This is a genomic window from Halococcus hamelinensis 100A6 (assembly GCF_000336675.1).
Taxonomy (GTDB): Archaea; Halobacteriota; Halobacteria; order Halobacteriales; family Halococcaceae; genus Halococcus; species Halococcus hamelinensis.
Genome location: NZ_AOMB01000015.1, coordinates 15,313 through 40,031, shown reverse-complemented (window position 1 = coordinate 40,031; position 24,719 = coordinate 15,313). Strand labels below are relative to the sequence as shown.

At 67.5% G+C, this 24,719-nt stretch carries 29 protein-coding genes and 2 tRNA genes; 19 read left to right on the top strand and 12 right to left on the bottom strand.

Going from position 1 to position 24,719, the window contains the following annotated elements:
- Positions 1–76: 76 nt before the first annotated feature.
- The gene (locus C447_RS05810; protein WP_007691783.1) at positions 77–406 is read left to right on the top strand and encodes a hypothetical protein; all 330 of its coding nucleotides are present in this window, start codon (positions 77–79) and stop codon (positions 404–406) included.
- Positions 407–659: 253 nt separating this feature from the next.
- Here the strand turns inward: C447_RS05810 and C447_RS05805 are convergent, their stop codons facing one another.
- A complete protein-coding gene (locus C447_RS05805; RefSeq protein WP_007691781.1) occupies positions 660–2,915 on the bottom strand; it encodes an NADP-dependent malic enzyme in 2,256 nt (751 codons plus the stop codon).
- A 62-nt stretch (positions 2,916–2,977) separates the two neighbouring features.
- Positions 2,978–4,060, bottom strand: a complete 1,083-nt coding sequence (locus tag C447_RS05800; protein ID WP_007691779.1) for a M24 family metallopeptidase — start codon at positions 4,058–4,060, stop codon at positions 2,978–2,980.
- A gap of 90 nt (positions 4,061–4,150) precedes the next feature.
- Here C447_RS05800 and C447_RS05795 point away from each other — a divergent pair, with 90 nt between their 5' ends.
- Entirely contained in the window at positions 4,151–4,630 is a 480-nt protein-coding gene (locus C447_RS05795; RefSeq protein ID WP_007691777.1) for a COX15/CtaA family protein, read from the top strand.
- 295 nt (positions 4,631–4,925) lie between these two features.
- Here the strand turns inward: C447_RS05795 and C447_RS05790 are convergent, their stop codons facing one another.
- The 7 genes from C447_RS05790 to C447_RS05760 form a co-directional block, all read right to left on the bottom strand.
- Positions 4,926–6,167, bottom strand: a complete 1,242-nt coding sequence (locus C447_RS05790) for a tripartite tricarboxylate transporter permease (protein WP_007691776.1) — start codon at positions 6,165–6,167, stop codon at positions 4,926–4,928.
- An 87-nt stretch (positions 6,168–6,254) separates the two neighbouring features.
- Complete coding sequence (gene rpl12p / locus C447_RS05785; protein WP_007691774.1) at positions 6,255–6,596, bottom strand: 50S ribosomal protein P1; 342 nt, start codon at positions 6,594–6,596, stop codon at positions 6,255–6,257.
- Between the two features lie 33 nt (positions 6,597–6,629).
- A complete protein-coding gene (locus tag C447_RS05780; protein WP_007691772.1) occupies positions 6,630–7,682 on the bottom strand; it encodes a 50S ribosomal protein L10 in 1,053 nt (350 codons plus the stop codon).
- 1 nt (position 7,683) lies between these two features.
- The gene (locus C447_RS05775; protein ID WP_007691770.1) at positions 7,684–8,325 is read right to left on the bottom strand and encodes a 50S ribosomal protein L1; all 642 of its coding nucleotides are present in this window, start codon (positions 8,323–8,325) and stop codon (positions 7,684–7,686) included.
- 125 nt (positions 8,326–8,450) lie between these two features.
- A complete protein-coding gene (locus C447_RS05770; RefSeq protein ID WP_007691768.1) occupies positions 8,451–8,882 on the bottom strand; it encodes an HVO_A0114 family putative DNA-binding protein in 432 nt (143 codons plus the stop codon).
- Positions 8,863–9,183, bottom strand: coding sequence for a toxin-antitoxin system TumE family protein (locus tag C447_RS05765; protein WP_007691766.1), 321 nt, complete (start codon positions 9,181–9,183; stop codon positions 8,863–8,865). The genes C447_RS05770 and C447_RS05765 overlap by 20 nt, the downstream gene beginning before the upstream one ends.
- Before the next feature lie 135 nt (positions 9,184–9,318).
- Positions 9,319–9,807, bottom strand: coding sequence for a 50S ribosomal protein L11 (locus C447_RS05760; RefSeq protein ID WP_007691764.1), 489 nt, complete (start codon positions 9,805–9,807; stop codon positions 9,319–9,321).
- Positions 9,808–9,898: 91 nt separating this feature from the next.
- Here C447_RS05760 and C447_RS05755 point away from each other — a divergent pair, with 91 nt between their 5' ends.
- The 3 genes from C447_RS05755 to C447_RS05745 all read left to right on the top strand — a co-directional run bounded on the left by C447_RS05755 (position 9,899) and on the right by C447_RS05745 (position 12,309).
- Positions 9,899–11,008: an OBG GTPase family GTP-binding protein gene (locus C447_RS05755; protein ID WP_007691762.1), complete on the top strand. Its 1,110-nt coding sequence runs from the start codon at positions 9,899–9,901 to the stop codon at positions 11,006–11,008.
- Entirely contained in the window at positions 11,005–11,469 is a 465-nt protein-coding gene (locus C447_RS05750) for a hypothetical protein (RefSeq protein ID WP_007691760.1), read from the top strand. The genes C447_RS05755 and C447_RS05750 overlap by 4 nt, the downstream gene beginning before the upstream one ends.
- Positions 11,470–11,541: 72 nt before the next feature.
- A complete protein-coding gene (locus C447_RS05745) occupies positions 11,542–12,309 on the top strand; it encodes a VOC family protein (RefSeq protein WP_007691758.1) in 768 nt (255 codons plus the stop codon).
- A gap of 24 nt (positions 12,310–12,333) precedes the next feature.
- On the opposite strand, the gene C447_RS05740 is transcribed toward C447_RS05745, so the two are convergent.
- A complete protein-coding gene (locus tag C447_RS05740; protein ID WP_007691756.1) occupies positions 12,334–12,756 on the bottom strand; it encodes a DUF4260 domain-containing protein in 423 nt (140 codons plus the stop codon).
- Positions 12,757–12,876: 120 nt separating this feature from the next.
- Here C447_RS05740 and C447_RS05735 point away from each other — a divergent pair, with 120 nt between their 5' ends.
- From C447_RS05735 to C447_RS05725, 3 genes are read left to right on the top strand one after another with little or no spacing between them, the layout of a single operon-like run.
- Entirely contained in the window at positions 12,877–13,989 is a 1,113-nt protein-coding gene (locus tag C447_RS05735; RefSeq protein WP_007691754.1) for a glutamate--cysteine ligase, read from the top strand.
- 36 nt (positions 13,990–14,025) lie between these two features.
- A complete protein-coding gene (locus tag C447_RS05730; RefSeq protein WP_007691752.1) occupies positions 14,026–14,517 on the top strand; it encodes a winged helix-turn-helix domain-containing protein in 492 nt (163 codons plus the stop codon).
- Positions 14,518–14,557: 40 nt separating this feature from the next.
- The gene (locus tag C447_RS05725; RefSeq protein ID WP_007691750.1) at positions 14,558–15,046 is read left to right on the top strand and encodes a phosphopantetheine adenylyltransferase; all 489 of its coding nucleotides are present in this window, start codon (positions 14,558–14,560) and stop codon (positions 15,044–15,046) included.
- Between the two features lie 3 nt (positions 15,047–15,049).
- On the opposite strand, the gene C447_RS05720 is transcribed toward C447_RS05725, so the two are convergent.
- The gene (locus tag C447_RS05720) at positions 15,050–15,358 is read right to left on the bottom strand and encodes a hypothetical protein (protein ID WP_007691748.1); all 309 of its coding nucleotides are present in this window, start codon (positions 15,356–15,358) and stop codon (positions 15,050–15,052) included.
- A gap of 70 nt (positions 15,359–15,428) precedes the next feature.
- On the opposite strand from C447_RS05720, the gene C447_RS05715 reads away from it, so the two are divergent.
- Together C447_RS05715 and C447_RS05710 are read left to right on the top strand one after the other, a co-directional pair.
- Positions 15,429–15,944, top strand: coding sequence for an MOSC domain-containing protein (locus C447_RS05715; protein ID WP_007691747.1), 516 nt, complete (start codon positions 15,429–15,431; stop codon positions 15,942–15,944).
- Positions 15,945–15,984: 40 nt separating this feature from the next.
- Positions 15,985–16,068 (top strand) — tRNA-Leu (locus tag C447_RS05710).
- 275 nt (positions 16,069–16,343) lie between these two features.
- Here the strand turns inward: C447_RS05710 and C447_RS05705 are convergent.
- Positions 16,344–17,441 carry a Gfo/Idh/MocA family protein gene (locus tag C447_RS05705; protein WP_007691745.1) on the bottom strand — a complete coding sequence of 366 codons (1,098 nt, stop codon included), beginning with the start codon at positions 17,439–17,441 and terminating at the stop codon, positions 16,344–16,346.
- 282 nt (positions 17,442–17,723) lie between these two features.
- Between C447_RS05705 and dacZ the strand changes: the two genes are divergently transcribed.
- The 9 genes from dacZ to C447_RS05660 all read left to right on the top strand — a co-directional run bounded on the left by dacZ (position 17,724) and on the right by C447_RS05660 (position 24,697).
- Complete coding sequence (gene dacZ / locus C447_RS05700; RefSeq protein ID WP_007691743.1) at positions 17,724–18,536, top strand: diadenylate cyclase DacZ; 813 nt, start codon at positions 17,724–17,726, stop codon at positions 18,534–18,536.
- Positions 18,536–19,318, top strand: a complete 783-nt coding sequence (locus C447_RS05695) for a mechanosensitive ion channel domain-containing protein (protein ID WP_007691741.1) — start codon at positions 18,536–18,538, stop codon at positions 19,316–19,318. The genes dacZ and C447_RS05695 overlap by 1 nt, the downstream gene beginning before the upstream one ends.
- 499 nt (positions 19,319–19,817) lie before the next feature.
- Positions 19,818–20,345: a hypothetical protein gene (locus tag C447_RS05690; protein WP_007691740.1), complete on the top strand. Its 528-nt coding sequence runs from the start codon at positions 19,818–19,820 to the stop codon at positions 20,343–20,345.
- Positions 20,342–21,295, top strand: coding sequence for a homoserine dehydrogenase (locus C447_RS05685; RefSeq protein WP_007691738.1), 954 nt, complete (start codon positions 20,342–20,344; stop codon positions 21,293–21,295). The genes C447_RS05690 and C447_RS05685 overlap by 4 nt, the downstream gene beginning before the upstream one ends.
- A gap of 151 nt (positions 21,296–21,446) precedes the next feature.
- Entirely contained in the window at positions 21,447–22,712 is a 1,266-nt protein-coding gene (tuf, locus tag C447_RS05680; RefSeq protein ID WP_007691736.1) for a translation elongation factor EF-1 subunit alpha, read from the top strand.
- Complete coding sequence (gene rpsJ / locus C447_RS05675) at positions 22,709–23,020, top strand: 30S ribosomal protein S10 (RefSeq protein ID WP_199694056.1); 312 nt, start codon at positions 22,709–22,711, stop codon at positions 23,018–23,020. The genes tuf and rpsJ overlap by 4 nt, the downstream gene beginning before the upstream one ends.
- A gap of 63 nt (positions 23,021–23,083) precedes the next feature.
- Entirely contained in the window at positions 23,084–23,692 is a 609-nt protein-coding gene (locus C447_RS05670) for a rhomboid family intramembrane serine protease (protein ID WP_007691733.1), read from the top strand.
- A 7-nt stretch (positions 23,693–23,699) separates the two neighbouring features.
- A tRNA-Ala gene (locus C447_RS05665) sits at positions 23,700–23,771 on the top strand.
- 359 nt (positions 23,772–24,130) lie between these two features.
- Positions 24,131–24,697, top strand: coding sequence for a type I 3-dehydroquinate dehydratase (locus tag C447_RS05660; protein WP_007691731.1), 567 nt, complete (start codon positions 24,131–24,133; stop codon positions 24,695–24,697).
- The last annotated feature ends 22 nt before the right edge of the window (positions 24,698–24,719 follow it).

Genomic DNA, 24,719 nt, shown 5'->3' with positions numbered 1-24,719 from the left:
CCAGTGGCCTCCGGACCATACACATGGCGGTCCGGGAGCCGAAAGGGGTTTGCGCGCACGTCCCAGACCCCGCGCCATGAGCCTCGACGACCTCGCGGACGACGTCGACGCGCGCTCCGCCGACCTCGGCGACGAGCTCACCCTCTCGCTCGACCGCGAGACCCGCAACGAACTCGCGCTCCTCCGGAGCGCGCTCGACCCCGACGAGGCCGACGAACTCCTCCGGCGGGCGCTCCACCAGTTCTTCCAGACCACCGTCGAGACCGGCCGGCTGGACTTCCACCTCCGGAGCGGCTACGACGTGACCTACGACGAGTACCTCTCGGGGATGACCTACGACGAGATGACCGGCGGCGCGTACCAGCCCCAGGCGAACCAGGACGACGTCCGGCGGTATCAGTACTAGAGCCCCACCTTTTGCTGCGCTCGCCTTCGGCTCGCTGGCAAAATGTGGATCAAAAGCGCTGCGCGCTCCCATTGGTCGCGCTTGCGCCCGCTCACTCACTTCGTTCGTTCGCGGTACAACCACTAACTCCCCGCACCGCAGAAGCTCTCGCGCTCCCTCCGGTCGCGCTCGCCCTTCATCCGCCAGGAAACTACCGCACCGCGACCGCAACGGTCGCGGCCGCACCGCCACCGCGAACCGCACCGCGAACCGCTTACGAGCCGTTCTCCTGTGCGTCGACGACCGCGACGCCCGCCAAGTTCACGATGTCCTTGACCTCGTCGCCTCGCTGGAGGACGTGCACCGGTTTGTCCATCCCGACTAGCATCGGGCCGATGGCGTCCGCACCGCCGAGGCGCTGGAGGAGCTTGTAGCCGATGTTCCCGGCTTCGAGGTTCGGGAAGACCAGGACGTTCGCCGACCCGTCGAGGTTCGAGAAGTCGTAGGTCCCCTCCAGGATGTCCTCGACCACGGCGGTATCGGCCTGCATCTCGCCGTCGACCGGGAAGTCCACGCCCGACTCGTTGAGCATCTGAGCGGCCCGGCGGGGCTTTCTGGTACCCTCGTTGTCGACGCTCCCGAAGTTCGAGTACGAGAGGAGCGCCGCCCGGGGCTCGACGTTGAACCGCCGCGCGAGGTCGGCGGTGTGTTCGGTGACCTCCGCGAGCACCTCCGCGCTCGGGTTCTGGTTCACCGTCGCGTCGGCGACGAACACCACCTGATTCTTGAACGTCAGCATGTAGACCCCGGCGGCGTAGTCGGCTTTCTCGTGGGTCCCGATGACCTGGAGCGGGGGTTTGAGCGCCGAGGGGTAGTCGTGCATCAATCCAGTGAGCATCGCGTCGGCGTCGCCCATCTCGACCATCACGCTCCCGAGGTAGTTCGCGTCACGCAGGAGTTCGGTGGCCTCGTTGCGCGTCACGCCCTTTCGCTGGCGGAGTTCGTAGAGCCGCTCGGTGTAGCGATCGAGGTCGGTCTCATCGGGGTCGACGATGTCGGGTTCGAACGCCAGCCCGAGCCCCTCCATCGTGCCCTCGATCCGACTCCGGTCGCCGATCAGCACGGGCTCGGCGAGCCCCTGTTCTTGGATCTGGTGGGCCGCACGGATGATCTTCTCGTCGCCGCCCTCGGCGAGCACCACACGCTTTGGCTCGGACTTCGCCTTGTTCAGGACGACCCGCATCATCTCGCGGGACTTGCCGAGCCGGGCTTCGAGCTCCTCGGTGTACGCCTCGACGTCGATGTCCGAACGCGCCGCGCCGCTCTCGACCGCCGCCTCGGCCACCGCGGGCGTGACCTCGAAGAGGACTCTGGGATCGACGGGTTTCGGGATGATGTACTCGGAGCCGTACTGGAGCGGCTGGTCGCCGTAGGCCTTCACCACGGCGTCCGGGACGTCCTCGCGGGCGAGTTCGGCGAGCGCCCGCGCGGCGGCGACCTTCATCTCCTCGTTGATCTCGCTGGCGCGGACGTCGAGCGCACCACGGAAGATGAACGGGAATCCCAGTACGTTGTTGACCTGGTTCGGGTAGTCCGACCGCCCGGTCGCCATGATCACGGTGTCGTCGCGCGCGGTCTTGGCCTCCTCGTAGCCGATCTCCGGGTCGGGGTTCGCCATCGCGAACACGATCGGGTTCTCGTTCATCGAGCGGATCATGTCCTGGTCGGCGACATCGGCGACGGAGAGCCCGACGAAGACGTCGGCGTCCTCCAGGGCGTCCGCGAGGCTCCCCTCCTCGATGTCGCGGGCGAACTCCCGGTTGTACTCGTTGAGTTCGCCGTTCTCGGCGCGCTGCTGGGTGAGGATCCCCGAGGAGTCACACATCGTGATGTTGTCGGGGTCGACGCCGAGCGAGATGTAGAAGTTCGCGGTGGCGATGGCGCTCGCGCCGGCCCCCGAGAAGGTCACGCGAAGGTCGCCCATCTCCTTGCCCGCGAGGTCGACGGCGTTCACGAGCGCGGCCCCGGAGATGATCGCGGTCCCGTGCTGGTCGTCGTGGAAGACCGGGATCGACATCGACTCGCGGAGACCCTCCTCGATCGCGAAACATTCGGGCGCGCTGATGTCCTCGAGGTTGATCCCGCCGAAGGTCGGCTCCATCGCGGTGACGGTTCGAATGATGTCCTCGGGGTCCTCCTGGTCGAGTTCGATGTCGAAGACGTCGATGTCGGCGAAGCGTTTGAACAGCACGCCCTTGCCCTCCATCACGGGTTTCGAGGCCTGTGCGCCGATGTCACCCAGCCCCAGCACCGCGGAGCCGTTCGAGACCACGCCCACCATGTTGCCCTTCGCGGTGTAGGTGTAGGCGTCGTCCGGGTTGTCGTAGATCTCCATACACGGCGCAGCCACGCCCGGCGAGTACGCCAGACTCAGGTCGCGCTGGGTGTTCGTCGGCTTCGTGGTCGAGATCTCTATCTTGCCGTGCGGCTCCTGGCTGTGATAATCGAGTGAATCCTCGTCGAGTCCCATGTCGTCCCTCTCTCACCGTGGTACAAAAAACTATCCGAAACCGATGTTCGACGATCGACGAATTACGGGCCGAGCGCGTGACGGACGATCCGCTCGCCACCCACCTCGAACTCGCGGGTCGGCCACTCGCCGGTCGCCGTGAGGACCTCGACCCCGTCGTCGACGAGCACCGTGTCCTCACTCTTCGCACCCTGTACGGTCGGGTTCCAGGCGTATCCCGCCGGGACCTCGACCGGTTCGCCCGCCGTCGGCGTCGCCTTCCACTCCCGCCCCGCGAAGCCCGTCAGGCCGCCCTGGTGGTGCTCCTCCCACTCGCCCGGATAGCCGGCGTCGGCGTAGGCGTCCTGGATCACCTCGAACAGGTCGGCCGCGGTGCCCCCGCCCGCGAGCCGGTTCGTCGCCGCGATGACCGCCGCCTCCACCGACATCGCCGCCTCGTGGCGATCGGCCAGCCACTCGGGCGGGTCGAAGGCCACGGTCCGCGTGACGCTCGCGTGGAGGCCGTCGCGGACCCCGGTGACCGTCAGGATGCCGTACGCACCGAGTTCGACGTCCTTCGGCGGGAAGTGACGGTACGCCTGTGCGCGCTCCGCGCTCGCGACGAGCGCGACCGGCGAGTCGACCCCGCGTTCGAACAGCGCCTCTCGGAGCCGGGCGGCGGCCTCGCGCTCGGTGGTCCCGGCTTCGACCTCGCGGCCGACCGCCTCGACCGCCGCCGCGGTGTCGGCACCGAGCGCCCGGTAGCGCTCGACGTCGACGTCGGTCAGCGGGACCCTGAGCCACACGGGGTCGAGCGTGTCGAGTCCCGGAACGTCGAAGTCCGCCGCGGCCGGGGTCGACGAGCGCTCGGCGACCGCGTCGGGGAGCGTGGATTCGTACCAGGGGAACGATTCGATCGGGGTCCCGTCGGGGAGTTCCTCCTCGGCGAGCCGCTGGGCCTCGATGGTGTCGGTGACGACCCGGACCTCGTCGCCGGCGTAGCCCGCGGCCGCCACGCCAACCTCCGCCTCCCGGTCGACGACGTTGTCGCCGCCGGTCAGCCACGCGAAGTTCGCCGGCCGGGCGAACCAGACCGCGTCGAGGTCTTCGGCCGCGAGATACGTATCGAGTCGGTCGGTTTTCTCGCCATCCGGATACACGTTCACCCCCTCGCGCGACGGCCCTAAATAGGTGTGCTCGGGACGGTGCGAGCCGGATCGAAAAGCCGTAAGTACGCTGCCCATCGAGTGCAACCCATGGTCCGTTTTCGCCACTTGGCCGCCGTCACCACGGGGATGACGTTCGTGCTCATCCTGCTCGGGGTGTACACCGCCGCCGCCGGTGCGGGGCTGTCGTGCGGCGCGCGATGGCCGCTGTGTAACGGTGCGGTGTTCGGGCTGTTTCCCGCCGACTGGCCGAGCTTCATCGAGTGGTTCCACCGACTCGTCGCGATGATCACCGGCTTCGCCATCCTCGGGACGACCTACCTCGCGTGGCGGCGGGACGAGGCCCGCCGGACGAAGTACGCGACGGTGCTCGCGCTCGTCGCCCTCCCCATCCAAGTGCTCCTCGGCGGGGCCACCGTCACCGTCTACACCCCGCTCGTCCAGGTCGCTCACCACGGGGCCGCGCTCGTGATCTTCGGGGCGCTCATCGCGGCCACCGTCTGGGCCTACGAGTCGACCCCCGACGACCCCGCGACCGCCGACACCGCCGCCGCCGCCAGCGCGGATTAAGCCCCACTTTTTTCCACGGGGGCGTCGCTCGCCGTTGGCTCGCTCCACCCCCGCGCAAAAACCTGGACTAAAAAGGCTGCTCGCTCACTTCGTTCGCTCGCAGTACAACCACTTACCAACCGCACCGCTACCGCACAGCAACCGTCACCGCTACGCCCCGCCGAAGCCCTCGCACCCTTTGGGTGCTCGCCCTTCATCCTCCACGAGAACGTGGCGGCCGCCACAGGCGTTCGATTTCTGCCACCCGGCGTTCATGGAAACGAGAGATCGGAAGGGTTGAATTCACCAATCGAAGTCACACACCGAGTATCAGCGGTCCCATCAACACCCCCATCAGGTGAACCCGACGCGCGCCCACTTTCGCGGGCACCAGTCCGACGAGCGCGGCCGCACAGAACGTACCGACCCCGATGAACCCCGCGAAGAGGAACGAGAGGACGACCAACAGACAGAGGATGACCACCGAGAGCCAGGTGTAATCGAGCCGTCCCACGGTTCGGAGATAGCGGTCGCCGAGAAGTGGCACGAGTACGAACCCGACACCCGCGGCGAGTACGACCGCCGAGAGCAGGAGGGGCAGATCGAGCGGCACGCCGGTGGAGTCGAGCGCTACCAGAACTCCCGTTCGGGGCGACCCGAGCGCGACGAGCGCGAAGAGGGCGAATATCGTGTTCGAGGTGTTGACCCCGCTCGTCGCCACGAGGAAGCCGCGCGCGCCGTCGTCGTTCGGAACGAGCGGCAGCGCGACCGTCGCCGCGACGGCCGCCGAGACGCCGGGGAGATAGCCGACGACCGCCCCCGAGACCGTCCCGGCGAACGCCATCGACCCGACGACGCGTCGGGGCGTGGTGACCACGGCGTCGGCCTGCTCGGGAACCCCCGCCCCGTCGAGGGCCTCGATCAGCACCGGCGCGCCGAACGCGCCGGCGAACAGCGGCATCAACATCCCGCCCGTCGCGAGCGGTGCAGTGGGTTCGAGGTCGAGCGTGAGCACACCGAGGCCCGCGCTCAGTGCGAAGGCGAGCGCCCCGCCGACGCACGCCCGGACCGAACCCTCGGTGAGCACCAAGAACGCCGCGACCGCAGCCAGCGCCAGCGGGAGATGGGCACTGATCGTGGGGTAGACCGATACCATCAGCCGGGTCATCGGGAGCGCGAGCGGGACGGCGAGCACGACCGCGAGCCCGCTCCCGAGCGCCGACAGCCGGAGGGCCTCGCGGCCACGACCCGCGACCACGAGCCGATGGCCGGGCAGCGCCGAGGCCGCCATCGCTGGGTCGGGGACCCCGAGCGCGAGCGCCGGCACGACGTCGAGGAAGGTGTGGGTGACGCCGGCGGCGAGCATCGCTCCCCCGACGTAGAGCGGCGGTCCGGGGATCGAGGGCGCGGCCGCCGCGAGCAGGAGCGCGAAGTTGTTGGCGTGCAATCCGGGCACCAGACCGCTCACCGTCCCGAGCGCGATGCCCCCGAAGACGAAGCCGAGCGCGAGCGCCGCCGATCCCGGAGCGAACACGACGCTCTCGTCGACCAACCCCATTCGCCGGGGATAGTCGCGTTCTCCGCGTTAAACCCTCGCAACGCTACGGGGTCGTGAAAACAAGTGAAGTGGGTTGGTCGAGCGCGCTTAGCCGAAGAGCTCGCCGAGGCCCTCGCCGCCCGCGTCGTCGTCATCGTCGTCCTCTTCTTCGGCTTCGGCTTCCTCCTCTTCGGCCTCGTCGGTCTCCGCCTCGGCCTCGGCCTCGTCGCCGCCGGCCGGTGCGGCTGCGCCGCCCGCGCCACCAGCGGGGACCGCGGCGGCCTGGTCGACGGCTTCCTCGATGTCGACGTCCTCGAGGGCGGCCACGAGCGCCTTGACGCGCGAGTCCTCGACGTCAGCGCCGGCGGCCTCGAGCACGCTCGTCAGGTTGTCTTCGTTGATCTCTTCGTCGGTCTCGTTCAGGATGAGTGCTGCGTAAACGTATTCCATTGTTGTAGTAGGGGTTGTGTTGGTCGTGATTCGTTAGCCGAACATCTCGCCGAGGCCAGCGCCGCCTGCATCGTCGTCGTCATCATCGTCGTCGGCGTCGGCGGCCTCGTCCTCGGTCTCCGTTTCGGCCGGTTGGTCGTCGCCCTGTTCGTCCGTGGTGGTGTCGGCAGCCGCTTCCGCGCCCTGGAGTGCCTCCGGGAGCGCCTCGTCGTCGTGGATGTGCGCGGCGAGCGCGCGGAGCTGGGCGTCGGCCCGGCCCACGAGGTCCTCGACGAGGTCGGGGCTCTCGACGGCGGCCTCGATACCGAGCCCGCGTGCCTCGGTCGCGCCCTTGCCGAGCAGCGCGCCCGCGGTCTGTGCGGTCGGGTAGGCCGCGTTGATCGAGAGGTTCCGCCCGGCGGCGGCGGCGGACTCGATGTCCGCACGGTACTCGTCGATGTCGATGGCCAGCTCGTCAGCCTCGAACAGCGTCCCGTCGGCGTACACCGTTCTGAGGTCGAGCCCGACCTCTTTGGGCTCGATCCCGAGCTCCGAGAGGACGTTCGCGAGGGCCTGTGAGACCTCCTCGCCCTCCTCCAGAACCGTCGAGTCGTCGGTGACCTGGATCGAACCGTCCATGATCCGGGCCTCGGCACCGACCTGCTGGAGTTCGCCGACGAAGGGACCCGGGTCGATCCCGGTGTCGCCCTCGGGGATGGTGATATCGTTCGGTGAGACCTCGCCCGCGTTGATCGGGGCGGGCGTCTTCGAGGCTTCGAGCTGGCGGTAGAGGCCGAACGGGTTCTCGTTCGTCCCGATCAGCCCGACCTGGCCATCGACCTCGTCGACGAGGTCGTCGACGCCCTCGTCGGCCTCGTCGAGCGCGCGCGTCAGCAGGGTGTTGCGTGCGACGCGGAGCCGGGCCGAGCCCTGGAGGTCGCGGCGCATCGCCTGGAGCTGTCGGCTCGGGATGCCCGCGACCGAGACGATCCCGATGCTCTCGTAGCTCGCGATGAGGTCGGCCAGATCCGTGACCTCCTCGCGCTTCCACTCGGGGATCTGTTCGGTCCGGTGGTCCGTGGCCTCCGATTCGGCGTCGGCGGCCATCTCAGGCCACCTCCACCGAGGGGCCCATCGTGGTTTTGACGTACATCGTGTCGATGTTCAGGGGACCGCGTTCGAGGCTCGCCTCCAGACGCCGGTTGACGACGTCGATGTTGTCGGCGATCTCGTCGGCGGTCATGTCGGCCGCGCCGACGCGCGTGTGGAACGTACGTCGGTCGCGGCTCCGGACCTGCACCGTGTTCTTCATCCGCTCGATCGTCTCGACGACGTCGTCGTCGGGCTGGAGCGGGGTCGGCATCTTCCCGCGCGGGCCCAAGACGGTCCCGAGATACCGGCCGATGTCCTGCATCATGCCGGCTTCGGCGATGAAGAAGTCGGTGTCACCAGCGAGGTCCTTCGCGGCCCCGTCGTCGTCGCCGAGGTCCTCTAAGTCGTTACTGTCGAGGACGTCGTCGGCGACTTCCTCGGCACGGAGGGCGGTCTCGCCCTCGGCGAACACGATGATACGGGTGTCCTGACCGGTGCCGGCGGGGAGCACGATGCTCTCGTCGACTCGATTCGATGGGTCGTTGAGGTCGAGGTCGCGCAGGTTGACGGCGAGGTCCACGGTCTCGGTGAATTTCCGATCCGGGGCCTCGTCGAGCGCGCGCGTCACGGCCTCTGTGATGTCCTGTGCTGCTGCCATGTGTCACCTCCGTAGTACGCCTTCACGGCTGCTACGGTACGAAACAGGCGACGCCTGTCTCACCGGAAACGCATCGTCGTGTGGGTTTAAAACCGTCGAAGCACGTCGAGAGCGCAAAAACCGAGTCAGGCTTCGACGGTTTCGCTCGTCTCCGCATCCTCGTCGGTCGTCAACTCCAGTTCGACGGCGATCTCGTCGTACCAGACACTCGGGCGTTTCGATCGCCCATTTGCCTCGAACTCGACGAGACCGAGCTCCACCAGTTCCGTCAGGTTGCGATGGACTTGGCGAACGTCGCGCTCGACGATCCGAGCGGTCTCACGGATACTCTCGGGACGCTCGCTCGCCAGAGTTCGGAGCAGTTCGAGGTTCTTCGGACGTGTCACACGATGCAGGTCATCCTCGTCGCGGAAGACCCGCTCGAAGTAGGGTTCGGGTGTCTCGTCGCGGTCGAGCGCCGCCAGTGTCCCTTCGACGCGTTCCGTGTTTCCGCGTCCGAAGCGGATGTGCATCGTGCGCGTGGGGTCGTTCTCGTCGTCAGGGCCAGTGTTCGCCATGATTGCGTACCTCCTGTTTGAATCGCCGGAAGAGCGGGAGCAGGCCGGGAAACTCGATGTCCTCGACCGACCCCGTCTCGGTGTGTTTGTGATGGCGCGACGCGCCGGGATGGTCCGGGAAATTATCGTATCGCACGATGGTTCCGCCCTCGATCCGACCGTACTGCATGGAGTATCGTACACCGTCCGGATAGCGGTCGGAACCGGGCACGCGCCAGGCCGTGATATCGACGAGCGTCCCGTTCTCCGGGAAGCGTTCCGTGACATCGAGGGCTTTCGTCGCATCACCACCCTCTCCCATCGACTGTTGAGATGAGCTACAACGAAATAAGACCATTGCTGTCACCACCAACAGTGGGCCGATGGTGCGACCGGGAATCGGTCAAAACGGGTTCGTTACGGGCGCGTTCGCAACCGTCGAAGCGCGTCGAGAAACTCAGGCCGCGGCTTCTTCGGCGAGTACGTCGTCGTACTGCCCGTCGTCGACGCGCTCGCCGAAGGTCCGGGCGTCCTCGCCGTCGATGGTCACGCCGAGCGTGACACAGGTGCCCGCGACCTCCTTCGCGGCGTTCTTCGTGTCGTAGGCCAGCAGGTCCGGCCCCTTCTGTTCGGCGATCTGACGCACGTCCTCGACCGAGATGTCGGCGACGAAGTCCTTCTGGGGTTCGCCGCTGCCCGTCTCGAACCCCGCCGTGTCCTTGATCAGCGCCGCGGTCGGCGGGACACCGACGGAGATCGAAAAGTCGCCCTCGTCGTCGTATTCGACCGTGACGGGGACTTCCATCCCGTCGAAGGCGTCGGTCTGGTCGTTGATCTCCGCGACGACCTCCTGGACGTTCACCGGGGTCGGGCCGAGCTCGGGTCCGAGCGGCGGGCCGGGATCGGCCTCCCCGCCGGGAACGAGTGCTTCGATAGTTCCAGCCATGGTCGGAGAACCGTCGCCGCGAGGTTAAGGATTACTTTTCGTCCGGAACGGATGTGAAGCCCTTTTCGACCCGCGCCCCACAGATGGGGTGATGGGCGTCGAAGACGAGATCGAGGAGATCCGGGAGGAGATATCGGAGACGCCGTACAACAAGTCCACGGAGGCGCACATCGGCCGATTGAAGTCGAAGCTCGCCGACCTGAAGGAGAAGCTCGAGAACCAGTCCTCCGCGGGCGGTGGGCAGGGCTACTCGGTCGAACAGACCGGCGACGCGACCGTGGCGCTCGTCGGGATGCCGAGCGCGGGCAAGTCCACCCTCCTCAACGCGCTCACCAACGCCGAGAGCGAGGTCGGTTCCTACGAGTTCACCACGCTCGACGTCAACCCCGGGATGCTGAAACACAAGGGTGCGAACATCCAGGTACTCGACGTTCCCGGGCTCATCAAGGGCGCGGCGGGCGGGAAGGGTGGCGGACGTGAGGTGCTGTCGGTCATCAGAACCGCGGACCTCGTGGTGTTCGTGCTCTCGGTGTTCGAGATCGACCGGTACGAACCGCTCAGACGTGACCTCTACGACAACAAAATTCGTCTAGATACCCGTCCGCCGAAGATCCGGATCACCCCGAAGGGCAAGGGCGGGATCGACGTCACGCTCGCGCCGGAGGTCGAGTTGGAACCCGATACGGTACGAGAAGTCCTCCGCGAGCGTGGCTACACCAACGCCAACATCGCCATCACCGAGCCTGTAGACCTCGACTTGCTGCTCGATGGGATCCTCGACAACCGGGTCTATCTGCCCTCGCTGGTGACGGTCAACAAGGCCGACCTCATCGAACCCGACTACCTCGATACCGTGAACGAGGAGCTCCGCGAGTACGACATCGATCCCGAAGAAGCGGTGTTCATCAGCGCCGAGGAGGAGAAGGGCCTCGACGCGCTCCGCGAGGAGATCTGGCAGGGGCTCGACCTCATTCGCGTCTACATGGACAAACCCGGTCGCGGCCCGGACTACGAGGAGCCGCTGGTGCTCAAAGCCGGCCAGACGGTCGGCGACGCCGCCAAGAAACTCGGCGGCGACCTCGACGACCGCTTCCGGTTCGCGCGGGTGAGCGGCCCGAGCGCGAAACACGACGACCAACAGATCGGGCGCGAACACGAGCTCGCCGACGAGGACGTCCTCCGGATCGTCGCGCGGCGATGAGCCGCGACCGACGACGCGTGCTCGCGGTCGTCGTCGTTGGACTCGTGCCCTGGGTCGTCCTGTTCTATCCCGGCGGTCAGGAGGCCTACTTCGCCGCCGGGCTCCTCAGCTACACCGGCAACTTCGTCACGCTGCCGGCGTACCTCTCGCGAGCGGTGCCCGATTTCCTCCCGTTCGCGAGCGTGTTCTCCATCCTCCCCGAGCGCCTGCTGGCGTGGCCGACCAGCGTGGGGTTGTGGCTGCTGGCGCTCGCGAGTACCCTGCTCGGTTCCTACGAGGACCAACGGGTGACGGACGGACTGCTCGTGGTCGCGGGGCTGAGCCAGCTCACGTTCGCGCTCGGGTTCTGGACGGCGGAGGGGTATATCGCGGTGCCGGTTGGGGCGGTACTGCTGGTCGGGGTGGGAGTTCTCGACTGGCGGTCGTCGGGGCGGCGCTGGCTGTCGGCGTCACGCGGGTGAGGGCACGGGTCGGGGATTTGTGCGGTGCGGTGTCACAGTAGGTTTTTCGAGGGGCGGACCCCAAGCGGAGGTATGGACGCGACGCTCGATCACACCATGATGCGTGTCGAGGACCTCGAAGAGAGCATCGACTGGTACACGACGCATCTCGACTACGAGGAGAAGAGCCGCTGGGAGGCCGACAGCTTCACCAACGTCTTTCTCGGACCAGCGGACGTCCACGAGGACGGCGCGCTGCTCGAACTCACCTACAACCACGACGACCGGAGCTACGAGATGGGCGACGCGTGGGGCCACATCGCGGTACGAGTTCCGGAGGACGAACTCCAGTCCTCCTACGACGAACTCATGGACGAGGGCGTCGAGGATTATCGGGATCCCGAATCCTGTGACAACAACTACGCGTTCGTGAAGGACCCCGACGGCCACGAGATCGAGATCGTCAAACGCGACTACGGCGCGAAGTGGAGCCTCGACCACACCATGATGCGCGTCGAGGACGCCGACCAGCAGATCGGCTTCTGGGCCCGGAAGTTCGAGTACGAGACCCAGCCCGAGGGCAAGTGGGAGGCCGACTCCTTCGCGAACTACTTCGTCGCGCCGCGTGACAGCCCGCAGGAAGCGATGAGCGTCGAGCTCACCTACAACTACGACGGGCGCTCCTACGAGATGGGCGACGCGTGGGGCCACGTCGCGGTGCGGGTCGACGACCTCGACGACGCGTGGGAGACCCTGATGACGCGCGAGGCGGAGGAGTATCGCGATCCGGAGTCCTGCGACCACGACTACGCGTTCACGAAGGGGCCCGACGGCCACGAGATCGAGATCGTCACCTCCTGATCGGGCCCGTCAGTTCACGACACGTTACTTCGGAAGGTTCGAATCGGTAGTCCGACGTACCGATCCGCGGTCCGCGAGCAAGCCCTCGTCGGTGAATCGCTCGGGACCGAGATGCGTCGCCCCGAACTCGCTCCGAAACTTCAGCCCGAACCCGAAGACCCGGTCGAACCCGATGTGCGCCGCCCAGATTGCCGCGACTAGCACCGCGAGCGGAACGGCCTGCCAGACGCCGAGACCGAGCAGCGCGATCGGGAGGACGTACGTGTGGACGAGGTTGTAGGTGTGGCTCCCGACCCGCGGGTTCACGGCGTAGCCGACCATGCCGAGGTCGGGTGCGAAGAACAGCACCGCGTAGAGCCAGAGCGGGCCATCGAGGAGGAAGTACGCGGCGGACGCCGCCGCGAAGACCGCTACCCCCTCCGCCCGGAGGATGGGTCGTGGATTCATGAGTCCGTACTGTCGTGTGAGATGATAACATTTCGGTAGTTCGGGACGACGGGGCTCGCCCGAACTCGACGGACGGCCACACAATAATGCTTTAACGCGGTGAGCAGGTATTTCGGCGCAATGGACGTGGGTTCGGCCGAGAACTTCACTCGGATGGGGACTGTCGGGATCGAAGAGGAGTTCTACGTCGTCGACGAGCGCGGTCGGCCCACGTCGGGCACCGACGAACTCGTCTACGAGACCGACCCGCCCCCGATCCTCGACGGCCGCCTCGACCACGAACTCTTCAAGTGCGTCATCGAGACCCAGACCCCGACGTGTGCGGACCTCGACGAGGCCCACGAGAAGCTCCACGCGGTCCGAGCGGCGCTGGTCGACCACGCCGAGACTCACGGCTACGGCATCGCGGCGGCGGGCCTCCACCCGGCGGCGAAGTGGCGCGAACTCGAACACGCGGAGAAACCCCGGTATCGCGCCCAGCTAGATAGAATTCAGTACCCACAGCATCGGAACACGACGGCGGGGATCCACGTCCACGTGGGGGTGGACGACGCCGAGAAAGCCACATGGGTCGCAAACGAGGTCCGGTGGTTCCTGCCCGTGATGCTCGCGCTCTCGGCGAACTCGCCGTACTGGTACGGGTTCGACACCGGCCTCGCCTCCGCGCGCGCGAAGATATTCGAGAACCTCCCGAACACCGGGGTCCCGACGGCGTTCCGCGACTTCGCGGCGTATCGCGACTTCGAGCGGCTCATGGTCGAACGCGATTCGATCAACGACCGCGGCGAGCTCTGGTACGACGTCCGCCCGCACACCGAGAACGGTACCGTGGAGGTCCGCGCGCCCGACGGGCAGGCCGACCCCGAGGCCGTCTTCGCGTTCGTGGAGTACGTCCACGCGCTCGTAATGGACCTCGCGGAGCGATACGAACGCACGGCGGACCCGTGGGCGACCTACCGCTCGGGTGGGGCCGATTCGAGCGCGCCGCCGCTTCGACGCGAACTCCTCGACGAGAACAAGTGGCGTGCGCTCCGGTACGGCCACGACGCGACGTTCATCGACCGCGACGGGACCGACATCATCGGGTTCAGGGACGCGATCGAGCGCGAAGCCGACCGGCTCGGCGTCGACGGGATCGCCCGTCTCGCGGCGGCCGAGAGCGGCGCGGCGAGACAGCGCCGACTTCTCGAATCCGAGGGGCTCGACGGCGTCTGTGCCGCGCTCATGCTGTGAACAAGGCTTTTACTCGGCGAGCGGCTCTCGGTAGTCATGTCCACCGACGACCCGGACCCGCCGGACGACGAGCCCTCGGACGTCGAACCCGCCGACCTGCGTGCGGAGCTCGACCGCCAGCGGGGCACCGCCCGCCCCGAACCGGACGCCGAAGGGGTCGTCGACCTGCTCTCGGCCGCGTTCGACACCGACAAGCGCACCCGGGTGTACGTCGGCCTCCGACAGCGCCCGGACTCGACGGCGGAAGCCCTCGCCGAGGAGACGGGCCTCTACCCGACCACCGTCGAGCGGGTGCTCGACGACCTCGAATCCGAGGGGGTCGTCGGGCGCCGTACCGCCACCGGCAACGGCGAGCGCTACACCGCGGTCGCCCCGGACGAAGCGCTCGACGTGGCGCTCGGCCGGATCCAGAACGTGATCGACGAGCGGTTCCGATTCGGCGGGCTGGGCGACCGGGCGTTCCCGGAACGCGAACACAGCGAACCGGTGACGATCCCGGTCGAACGGGACGACGGCGACGAGCGGTGAGGAGCGAAGCCACTAAGCCACGCGCGCGTGAGTGGCGGGCATGAAGGTCGCGCTCGGCGGCACGTTCGACCCGATCCACGACGGCCATCGGCGGCTGTTCGACCACGCGTTCGAGCGCGGCGACGTCACCGTGGGGCTGACGAGCGACGACCTCGCTCGGGAGACGAGACACGAGGAGCGCTACGTCCGGCCGTTCGAGGAGCGCCGGGCGGCCCTCGAAACCGAGCTCGCGGCGCTCGCCGAGGAGCACGACCGGGAGTACGAGATCCGGCGGCTCGACGAGCCGACCGGCATCGCCGCCGAGGAGGACTTCGACGTCCTCGTGGTCTCGCCCGAGACGGAGAACGGTGGCGTGGAGGTCAACCGACGCCGGGCGGAGGCGGGGCTCGACCCGCTCGACATCGAGGTGGTCGACCACCTCGCGGCCGAGGACGGTGACATCGTTTCGAGCACCCGGATCGTCCGCGGCGAGATCGACGAACACGGCACCCTCACGCCCGAGCGCGAAGGACGAGCGCGCCCGAAGTAGCGCTCACCAGGCCGGCGGGTCGAGCCCCGCCTCGCGGAGGAGGTCGCGCCACCGGTTCTGGATCGTGAGCCGCGCGACGCCGACCGTCTCGGCGACCGCGGTCTGTGAACGGCGGTCGCCCGCGATCAGCCCGGCGGCGTAGACGCTCGCGGCCAGCGCGGCGGGTTTCGAGCGGTCGTTCTCGGGCGCGGTCGAGAGGAACAGGTCGGCCGCGCGGTCGCGGGTCGCGGGGTCGAGGTCGAGCGCGTCGGCCGCCGAGTCGAGTTCGGCGAGCCACTCGCGATTGTCGCGTTCGTCGCGCGCCCGGTACATGTCCACACTACGGCTCCGAGACGTAAATCTCGTGGGGAAGGGCTATGTGAACCCCGGTCCGAGTCGGCGCATGGCCACCGTCGAGACGATCTTCACCACGGACGAGGGCTCCGCGCCGATGAACGAGGTCGAGGGGATCGAGGCCGTCGAACGTCAGGGCCTCCGCGGGGACCGCTACATGGAGGGCACGGGCTACTACTCCGGGATGGACGAGTGCGAGGTCACCTTCATCGAGAGCGAGGCCATCGAGGAGATCAGGGAGGAGTACGACATCGACCTCTCGGACGGCCGCCACCGGCGGAACATCGTCACCAGCGGGGTCTCGGTCCACGACCTGCTCGACAAGCAGTTCAGAGTGGGCGAGACGGTCTTCGAGGGGACCCGCCCGCGCCCGCCCTGCGCCCACGTCGAGCAGGTCGCCGACGAGGAGGGCGTGGCCAGCGCGCTCAAGAACCGACGCGGCGGCATCTGCGCCAGCGTCGTCGAGGGCGGCGAGATCGGCGTCGGCGACGAACTCGAAGCCCTCGACGAGGTCGACGAGGATTCGAGCCTCGGCGAGTCGATCAAGAGTCGGCTGGTCGACTGAGCCGATAAGTTCTTTTCCGCCTCGCGGGAACTCGGGATGCGCGCGGGTAGCCAAGCCAGGAAACGGCGCAGCGCTTAGGACGCTGTCCTGTAGAGGTCCGCCGGTTCAAATCCGGTCCCGCGCATGGTTCTGCGGCGAGCAATCTCGCGAGCCGCAGGTTCTGCATCGGGCCGGTTTGAACCCTGTCGGTCGCGCGCAGCGAACGGAGTGAGCGAGCACGTCCGACTCCGGTTCAAATCCGGTCCCGCGCAGTGAGTGACGGACGCGAGCGAAGCGAGCGGACGGAACGAACGAGCAGGACCGATTTGAACCCTGCAAGTCACAGCCCGCGCAGTCGAGCACAGCGAGACGAGCAGGAATGTCTTGCTCCGGTTCAAATCCGGTCCCGTCTCCGACCGCCTACCACGACGTGATCTCCACGTCCCGAAGCGGCCGATCCAACGGCACGCTGACCTGCCCACCGGTGTAGTGCGAGAGGTAGAACCCCACGATGATTTCGAGCGAGCGCGTGGCCTCCGTCCCGGTCGAGCGGTTCTCCGCGTCGCCGTTCGCGAGCGCCAGGACGTGCTCGGCGGCGTTCGGGAACGCCCGCCGATAGTCCTCATCCCAGGTCCAGGCGTCCTCGATACCCGGCAACGGGGCTTCGACGTGCTCGCCGTCGTCGAGCCGCCAGTAGCGCCACTCGCCGTCGTCGTTGTTGAGGTAGAGCTTCCCCTCGGTCCCGGTGATCTGGAACGACATCGAGGAGATGTCGCGGGGCACCGTACAGTCGACGGTCGTGAAGGTTCCGTCGTCCAGCACCACGAACCCGCCGCCGCCGGAGTCGTCGACCTCCCGGCCGGCGTCGAGGGAGTCGACGGCCTCGTTGACGCCGGTGATGTGGCCCGCGACGGTCTCGGCGCGCGCATCGAGGAGGTAGACGAGCGTGTCGAGGAGGTGGGTCGCGTTCCGGAGGAGTTCCATCCGGAACTGTGCGTTCACGGCCCGGACTTCGCCGACGAGGTTCTCCTCGCGAACGAGCTCCCGGAGTAGCTGGAGCTTCTCGGTGAACCGGAACGAGTGGTTCACGAGGAGTTCGGTGTCCGTCTCCGCACACACCTCGACCATCTCGTTCGCATCGGAAACGGAGGATGCGACCGGTTTCTCACACCAGACGACGGCGGGGTCGGCGGCCGAGCGCGCGACGTCGAGGACGTGGCGGTGGTGGAGGAACGACGGAGTGCAGACCGAGACCACGTCGAGGTCCTCTGCGGCCAGCATGGTCTCGTGGCTCGCGTACCGTCGGTTCTCGGGGATCTCCCACGTCTCACCGAACCGCGCGAGGGTCTCGTCGTCGACGTCGGCGACCGCCACGAGTTCGATCCCCTCGGTGGCCGCGTAGCCACCGGCGTGGCTGGCGGTGCTCTTCTCCCGGCCGATCGTCTTCTCGTCGTCCATCCCGAGGATACCCATCCCTGCGATGCCACCCGCCCCGATGATTCCCGCACGAACGGTCATAGTGTTCTACGGTCACCTCGGCGTGGAGCCATTCAGTCCTACCGGCTCGCCGGGCGACGACGCCCCAGCTCTCGATGTCACCCTGCCACGCTAGCGTGGGATCGACGTCGTTGCACACACCCGCATCAGCCCTCGCAACCAAAGGGATGCAAAGGACCGTGTAAGCCCGGCGTGATGGTGAACGGGATCGAACGGAGAACGCCCGCGGATGGCCTGTCGAGCGGGAATCGGGGGACCGCGGTGTCACAACCTTTTTGCGCCGTGGGAGACCCGTATCGACCAATGGCGACCCTGCGCGCTCTCCTCGATGACGTGGTCGAGGGGGCCGAGACGGTGGTGCTGTTCTCCCCGAGCGCGGCCTACTACGAACGGTCCCTCGAGGTCGACGACGTCGACGTGGTGGTGTGTGCGAACGAGAACGACGTGGGCGCAGAGCGGTTCGTGGAACTCCCCCTCGAGTTCGTCGACGTGGCCGAGCGGATCCGGTTCGGGATCGAGGGCGCGACCGACGAGGGATACGTCGCAGAGGGTGACGAGATCGTGTGTGCGACGAAGCTCTTCGACGAGACCATCGATAACGTGACCCGCGTGCGCGTCGGCGACTTCGAACCGCTCGGTACCTACGACCTCCTCACGAACTCCAGAGCCGACCCCGACGTGATCAGCGCCGTGGTCGACGTCGCGGTCGAACTCGGCCAGAAGGGCCAGAAGGGCGAACCCGTCGGCGCGCTGTTCGTCGTCGGCGACGCCGGCAAGGTGATGAACAAGTCCCGACCGCTCTCGTACAACCCGTTCGAGAAGTCCCACGTCCACGTCGGCGACCCGATCGTGGACGTGATGGTCAAGGAGTTCACGCGGCTCGACGGCGCGTTCGTGATCAGCGACGCGGGGAAGATCGTCTCGGCCTACCGCTATCTCGAAGCCCACGGCGAGGGCGTCGACATCCCGAAGGGGCTCGGCACGCGTCACATGGCGGCGGCCTCGGTCACGCGGGACACCAACGCCATCGCGGTGGCGCTGAGCGAGAGCGATAGGCTGGTGCGGGCGTTCAAGGGCGGCGAGCTGGTGCTCGAGATCGACCCGGAGGATTACTGATGGCGGACCTCGGAACCCTGATCGGGAACCTCCTTTCGGGGCGGATCAGCCTCGTGCTGGTCGTGGGCGTGCTGGTCGTGGGCGTGCTGGTGAGCTATCTCGTCGACCGGCTCGCCGGCCAGCTCCTGATCGCGGTCGGCGTCGAGGACGCCGTCGAGGGGACCACCTCCGACCGGGCCGCACAACGGCTCGGCACCTCGACCGTCTCCGTGCTCGCGGGGGTGGTGGCACTGTTCGTGTTCATCGTGTTCCTCGTGCTCGCGCTCACCGTCTCGTCCGTCCTCGACGCCACCCTCTATCTCGGCCGGTTCATCGATTTCCTCCCACAGCTGCTCGTCGCGGCGCTCGTGGTGATCTTCGGGCTCGTGCTCGCCGACCGCGCCGAACTCCTCGCCTCCGAACGCCTCCGGAACGTCAAACTCCCCGATGCCGGATTGATCCCCGAACTCATCAAGTACAGCATCGTCTTCGTCGCGGTGCTGGTCGCGCTGGGCCAGCTCGACGTCGCCGACGACGCGCTGCTCGTCCTCTTCGCGGCCTACGCCTTCGGCCTCGTCTTCCTCGGCGGGCTCGCGTGCAAGGACCTCCTCGCGTCGAGCGCCGCGGGCTTTTACCTCCTGCTCTCCGAACCCGTCTCGATCGGCGACCAGGTCCGGATCGACGGCATGGACGGCATCGTCCAGGAGATCGACGTCTTCGCGATCCACGTCGAGAACGACACCGAGGAGTTCATCATCCCGAACCATCGGGTGATCCGCTCGGGGATCGTCCGGGTTCGCTAACCACCTTTTGCTGCGCTCGCCTTCGGCTCGCTGGCAAAATGTGGATCAAAAGCGCCTCGGGTTCCCGTTGGTCACCCTCGCGCCCGCTCGCTCACTCCGCTCACGGGTCACTGCGCTCACGGCTTCCTGCGGTCGCCGTTCGCTTCGTGGCCTCCCAGTGGTCGGCCACGCCTCGTTCCCCGTTCGCATCCGAGGTTCTCCTTCCAGTCGAACCTCGCGCCGCTCGCTCGCGGTACGATCACTCACATCTCCGCACAGCAACACAACCGCACCACCGAAGCCCTCGACTGTTCGCTTCGCTCACAGTCTCGCCCTTCATCCACCAGGCCCACATCACCCCAGCGCCGCGACCGCCACGCGGCCGCACCGCCGCGCGGCGGCCGACGGAACCGCCGTTTCGGCACTCGATACTCACCAAACTGAGCGGAGAGTGTGGGATTTATCACTGCTGCTGTACGACCACCGGCATGAATCGCCTCGTTACGGGGTTGGTCCCTCGATGAGCGAGCCGTCGCCGTCGGCCTCGGCCTACACCGTCCGCCTCGAACTCGTCGACGAACCCGGCGAACTCCTCAACGCGCTCTCGCCGATCGCCGAGAACGGCGGGAACCTCCTCTCGATCTTCCACGAGCGCGGCTCGCTGACCCCCCGGGGACGGATCCCAGTCGAGGTCGATCTCGAAGCCACGCCCGAGCGCTTCGAGGCCATCGTCTCGGCGCTCCGCGAGGGCGACGTCAACGTGATCCAGGCCGGCGCGGAGCGCTACGGCGAGGAGCTCTCGATCGTCTTCGTCGGCGACCTCGTCGAGACCGACCTCTCCGACACCCTCTCGCGGCTCGACGGGACGAGCGCCTCCGTCGCCGACGTCGCGCTCTCGGCCACCGACGGCACCAGCGAACCGTCGAGCGCGCGGATCCGGCTCGCGACCCAGACCGGCGAGCGCGACCGGGTGCTCGAAACCGTCCACGCCGTCGCCGACGAGAAGGGCCTCCTCGTGATCGAACCGCTCGCGGGGACCGACCGATGAGGCTCGCGGTCGCGGGCTGTGGCGCGGTCGGCCGCGCGGTCTGCGAACTCGCCGGGGCCTACGGCCATCGCGTCACCGCGCTCAGCGACTCGACGAGCGCGGTCGCGAGCCCGAATGGGATCGACGTCGAAACGGTCCTCGGCCGGAAAACCGAGGAGGGGACCGTCGGTGATGACGACCCGGCGAGCCTCCCCGAGGCCGACTACGACGTGCTCGTCGAGGCCACCCCCACCACCCTCGGCGACGCCGACCCCGGTTTCACCCACGTCGAGCGCGCGCTCGCGCGGGACGCCCACGTCGTACTGGCGAACAAGGGCCCGGTCGCCGAGCGCTACGAGGAACTTCGAGCGGCGGAACGCGAGAGCGAGGGCGAAGTCCTGTTCGAGGCGACCGTCGGCGGCGCGATCCCGGTGCTCTCGACGGTGGCCGACCTCGGTCCCGAGAACGTCACCGCGGCCCGTGGGGTCCTCAACGGAACGGCGAACTTCATCCTCTCGCGAATGGCGGCCGAGGGGCTCGGCTACGAACACGTGCTCTCGGAGGCCCAGGACCTCGGCGTGGCCGAGACCGACCCCACCTTCGACGTCGACGGCACCGACGCCGCGCTCAAGTGCGTGATCCTCGCGAACGTCCTCAGTGAGGAAGGGGCCACGCTCGCCGACGCCGACGTCGTGGGGATCACCGAGATCACCCCGAACGCGCTCTCGCTGGCCGCCGAGGACGGCCGGACGATCCGGCTGGTGGGCGAGGTCGTGGTCGGCGACGGGAACCCATCGGTGCGCGTCGGGCCGCGGCTCGTTCCCACGAACGGCACCCTCGCGGTCTCGGGCACGAAGAACATCGTCCAGCTGCAGACCGACCACGCGGGGGAGTTGAACCTCAGCGGACGCGGTGCGGGCGGGCGCGAGACGGCGTCGGCGGTGCTCGCGGACGTGGGTCGGCTCTCCTGAGCGGGGGTCGTTTCGAGCCCAAATCGGAAACCGTGCTGAGGCGTACCAAGCCACCCGGCATCGCCGGATCCGCGGTCGCGAAATACCGCAATCGTTTTAACTCGAAACACGGTAGGGATCCGATACAGCGCTACCTGCGCGTGAGTTACCAATGGCAGATAAACCGCACCAGAATTTGGCCGTAATCGGCCACGTCGACCACGGCAAGAGCACGCTCGTCGGACGCCTCCTCTACGAGACCGGGAACGTCCCAGAGCACGTCATCGAACAGCAGCGCGAGGAGGCCGAGGCCCAGGGCAAGGGCGGCTTCGAGTTCGCCTACGTCATGGACAACCTCGCCGAGGAGCGAGAGCGCGGTGTCACCATCGACATCGCCCACCAGGAGTTCGACACCGACGAGTACTACTTCACCATCGTCGACACCCCTGGCCACCGCGACTTCGTGAAGAACATGATCACGGGCGCGAGCCAGGCCGACAACGCCGTGCTCGTCGTGGCGGCTGACGACGGCGTCCAGCCCCAGACCCAAGAGCACGTCTTCCTGGCTCGAACGCTCGGTATCGACCAGCTCATCGTCGCCATCAACAAGATGGACCTGGTCGACTACGAGGAGAGCCGCTACCACGAGGCCGTCGAGGAAGTCAAAGGGCTGCTCGGTCAGGTCAACTTCTCGACCGAGGACGCGGGCTTCATCCCCGTCTCGGCCTTCGAGGGCGACAACATCGCCGAGGACTCCGAGAACACGCCGTGGTACGACGGCGAGACGGTGCTCGAAGCACTCAACGACCTCCCCGAGCCCCAGCCGCCGACGGACGCACCGCTCCGACTCCCGATCCAGGACGTCTACACCATCTCGGGCATCGGTACGGTCCCCGTGGGCCGCGTCGAGACCGGCACCATCGAGGGTGGGGACAACGTCTCCTTCCAGCCCTCTGACGCCTCCGGCGAGGTCAAGAGCGTCGAGATGCACCACGAGGAAGTGCCCTCGGCGGGCCCCGGCGACAACGTCGGCTTCAACGTCCGCGGCATCGGCAAGGACGACATCCGCCGTGGCGACGTCTGTGGCCCGGCCGAGGACCCGCCGAAGGTCGCCGAGACCTTCCAGGCCCAGGTCGTCGTGATGCAGCACCCGAGCGTGATCACCGCGGGCTACACCCCGGTCTTCCACGCCCACACCGCTCAGGTGGCCTGCACCATCGAGTCGATCGACTCGAAGATCGACCCCTCCAGCGGCGAGGTCGCCGAGGAGGAGCCCGACTTCATCCAGTCGGGTGACGCGGCGGTCGTCACCGTCCGCCCGCAGAAACCCCTCAGCATCGAGCCGTCGTCCGAGATCCCCGAACTCGGGAGCTTCGCCATCCGCGACATGGGTCAGACCATCGCCGCCGGCAAAGTGCTCTCGGTCAACCAGAAATAATGCAGCAGGCGCGCGTCCGTCTGGCCGGCACCAGCCCGGAAGACCTGGATGACATCTGCGACGACGTTCGCGAGATCGCCACCAAGACGGGGGTCAACCTCAGCGGGCCGATCCCGCTCCCCACCAAGCAGCTCGAAGTCCCGGCGCGGAAATCACCCGACGGCGAAGGGACCGCGACGTGGGACCACTGGAACATGCGGGTCCACAAGCGGCTGATCGACCTCGACGCCGACGAGCGCGCGCTCCGCCAGCTCATGCGGATCCAAGTGCCGAACGACGTCTCGATCGAGATCGTCCTCGAGGACTGAGTCGGCGCGTCGCGCTTTTCGTCCGACCCGTGCAGTTTTGTACCACGAGTGACAATTGGAGCCATGCGCGGGTTCGCCGACAGCCCGACCCTCCAGACCCTCGCGGTCATTGGGGTCGTGTTCGTCGTCCAGCAGGTCCTGCAACTGGTCGGGTTGATGGGCTTTTTCTTTGTGTTGAGCCCGTCCTTTTTCGCTCGGCCGTGGTCGCTGGTGACGAGCGTCTACGCCCACGCGAACCTCGCCCACCTGCTCGGGAACGCGCTCGTCCTTCTGCCCGTGGGGCTCGCGATCGAGTCGTTCACTTCGCGGGTCCGGTATCACGCCTTCTTCGTCACGACGGGCGTGATAGCCGGCCTCAGCCAGGTCTTCCTCACGGGGAGCGGCGTGCTCGGCGCGAGCGCGGCGATCTTCGCGCTGCTCGGCTACCTCGTGACGGGCAACCCGGTCTCGAACACCGTGCTCGACCGCCTCGGTCTCAACCGACGCGTCCAGCTGGTGGTGTTCGGGGTGCTCGCGGTGCTCGTCACGATATTCACCGGCTCGCCGGGCGTCGCGCTGGTCGCACACTTCACCGGCTTCCTGCTCGGGCTGGTCGGTGGCCGACTGGGGGTGCTCGGCACGAACGAACCCCGACACAGAACGCAAGTTACAAACCGGCCGCCCGGATACTGATGGATGCGGGCTCGTAGATCAGTGGCAGATCGCTTCCTTCGCAAGGAAGAGGCCCCGGGTTCAAATCCCGGCGAGTCCATCCCACCTTTTGCTGCGCTCAGTCGCTCCCTGCGGTCGCTCCTTCGCTGGCAAAATGTGGATCAAAAGCGCTGCGTCACCCCCTCCGCTTCGCTCCGGGGGTTCCTTGGCCCGCTCGCTCGTTTCACTCGCTCGCGGTAGATACGCTTACACAGCCCGCACAGAACCATATTCCGAGTACGGAGACAGCCGAACGAGTTTTCGTGGGGCGAACTGAATCCGGAGTATGAACTTCGAGACCCCGGTCCTCGCGGCGGCCACGGCCGACCTCGCCGACGAGCCGGCGGCTGTCTCTTATACACATCTCNCCTCGCCGACGAGCCGGCGGCGCGCGAGCACGCCGACGCCGTCGAGTTCCGGATGGACCTCGCCGGTAGCCCGCTCGACGCGCTCGACGGATACGACGGCGAACTCCCGGTGGTCGCGACGAATCGGACGGTCGAGGAGGGCGGCGAGGCCGAGGCCGAGGGACGACTCGCGGCGCTCGAACGCGCCGTCGAGCACCCGCTGGTCGAAGCGGTCGACGTCGAACTCGCGGCGGTCGACGAGGCGGGTTCGGTGCTCGACCACGCCCGTGACCACGGAACGAAGGTGGTCGTCTCGGCTCACGACTTCTCGGGCACGCCGTCGCGGAGGGCGATGGCGAAGACGCTCACGAGCGCGGTCGACCACGGCGACGTGGGGAAGCTCGCGGTCACGGCCGAGAGCCGCGAGGACGTGCTCGCGCTGCTCGCGGTGACGAACGAGATCGACACGGCGGGGTACGCGGTCGCGACGATGGCGATGGGGGCGGTGGGACGGCACTCGCGGGCGGTCGCCCCCGAATACGGCTCGCGGATCGCCTACGCACCCGTCGACCCCGCCGAAGCGACCGCGCCCGGTCAGTACGACCTCGCCACGCTCGCGGGACTCCTCGACACGCTGTAACCCGATATCGACGCGTCGATGG

Excerpts from the sequence above, each read along its gene's own strand:
- C447_RS05720 (WP_007691748.1), bottom strand. The coding sequence starts at position 15,358 with ATGTACCGGGCGCGCGACGAACGCGACAATCGCGAGTGGCTCGCCGAA.
- C447_RS05765 (WP_007691766.1), bottom strand. The coding sequence starts at position 9,183 with ATGGGAGAGGGTGGTGATGCGACGAAAGCCCTCGATGTCACGGAACGC.
- C447_RS05695 (WP_007691741.1), top strand. The coding sequence starts at position 18,536 with ATGGCGGACCTCGGAACCCTGATCGGGAACCTCCTTTCGGGGCGGATC.
- C447_RS05750 (WP_007691760.1), top strand. The coding sequence starts at position 11,005 with ATGAGCCGCGACCGACGACGCGTGCTCGCGGTCGTCGTCGTTGGACTC.
- C447_RS05690 (WP_007691740.1), top strand. The coding sequence starts at position 19,818 with ATGAGCGAGCCGTCGCCGTCGGCCTCGGCCTACACCGTCCGCCTCGAA.
- C447_RS05735 (WP_007691754.1), top strand. The coding sequence starts at position 12,877 with ATGGACGTGGGTTCGGCCGAGAACTTCACTCGGATGGGGACTGTCGGG.
- C447_RS05740 (WP_007691756.1), bottom strand. The coding sequence starts at position 12,756 with ATGAATCCACGACCCATCCTCCGGGCGGAGGGGGTAGCGGTCTTCGCG.
- tuf (WP_007691736.1), top strand. The coding sequence starts at position 21,447 with ATGGCAGATAAACCGCACCAGAATTTGGCCGTAATCGGCCACGTCGAC.
- C447_RS05685 (WP_007691738.1), top strand. The coding sequence starts at position 20,342 with ATGAGGCTCGCGGTCGCGGGCTGTGGCGCGGTCGGCCGCGCGGTCTGC.
- C447_RS05715 (WP_007691747.1), top strand. The coding sequence starts at position 15,429 with ATGGCCACCGTCGAGACGATCTTCACCACGGACGAGGGCTCCGCGCCG.
- C447_RS05770 (WP_007691768.1), bottom strand. The coding sequence starts at position 8,882 with ATGGCGAACACTGGCCCTGACGACGAGAACGACCCCACGCGCACGATG.
- C447_RS05755 (WP_007691762.1), top strand. The coding sequence starts at position 9,899 with ATGGGCGTCGAAGACGAGATCGAGGAGATCCGGGAGGAGATATCGGAG.
- C447_RS05660 (WP_007691731.1), top strand. The coding sequence starts at position 24,131 with ATGGACCTCGCCGGTAGCCCGCTCGACGCGCTCGACGGATACGACGGC.
- C447_RS05705 (WP_007691745.1), bottom strand. The coding sequence starts at position 17,441 with ATGACCGTTCGTGCGGGAATCATCGGGGCGGGTGGCATCGCAGGGATG.
- C447_RS05745 (WP_007691758.1), top strand. The coding sequence starts at position 11,542 with ATGGACGCGACGCTCGATCACACCATGATGCGTGTCGAGGACCTCGAA.
- C447_RS05810 (WP_007691783.1), top strand. The coding sequence starts at position 77 with ATGAGCCTCGACGACCTCGCGGACGACGTCGACGCGCGCTCCGCCGAC.
- C447_RS05795 (WP_007691777.1), top strand. The coding sequence starts at position 4,151 with ATGGTCCGTTTTCGCCACTTGGCCGCCGTCACCACGGGGATGACGTTC.
- rpl12p (WP_007691774.1), bottom strand. The coding sequence starts at position 6,596 with ATGGAATACGTTTACGCAGCACTCATCCTGAACGAGACCGACGAAGAG.
- C447_RS05670 (WP_007691733.1), top strand. The coding sequence starts at position 23,084 with ATGCGCGGGTTCGCCGACAGCCCGACCCTCCAGACCCTCGCGGTCATT.
- C447_RS05760 (WP_007691764.1), bottom strand. The coding sequence starts at position 9,807 with ATGGCTGGAACTATCGAAGCACTCGTTCCCGGCGGGGAGGCCGATCCC.
- C447_RS05725 (WP_007691750.1), top strand. The coding sequence starts at position 14,558 with ATGAAGGTCGCGCTCGGCGGCACGTTCGACCCGATCCACGACGGCCAT.
- C447_RS05790 (WP_007691776.1), bottom strand. The coding sequence starts at position 6,167 with ATGGGGTTGGTCGACGAGAGCGTCGTGTTCGCTCCGGGATCGGCGGCG.
- C447_RS05780 (WP_007691772.1), bottom strand. The coding sequence starts at position 7,682 with ATGGCCGCCGACGCCGAATCGGAGGCCACGGACCACCGGACCGAACAG.
- C447_RS05805 (WP_007691781.1), bottom strand. The coding sequence starts at position 2,915 with ATGGGACTCGACGAGGATTCACTCGATTATCACAGCCAGGAGCCGCAC.
- C447_RS05775 (WP_007691770.1), bottom strand. The coding sequence starts at position 8,325 with ATGGCAGCAGCACAGGACATCACAGAGGCCGTGACGCGCGCGCTCGAC.
- C447_RS05730 (WP_007691752.1), top strand. The coding sequence starts at position 14,026 with ATGTCCACCGACGACCCGGACCCGCCGGACGACGAGCCCTCGGACGTC.
- dacZ (WP_007691743.1), top strand. The coding sequence starts at position 17,724 with ATGGCGACCCTGCGCGCTCTCCTCGATGACGTGGTCGAGGGGGCCGAG.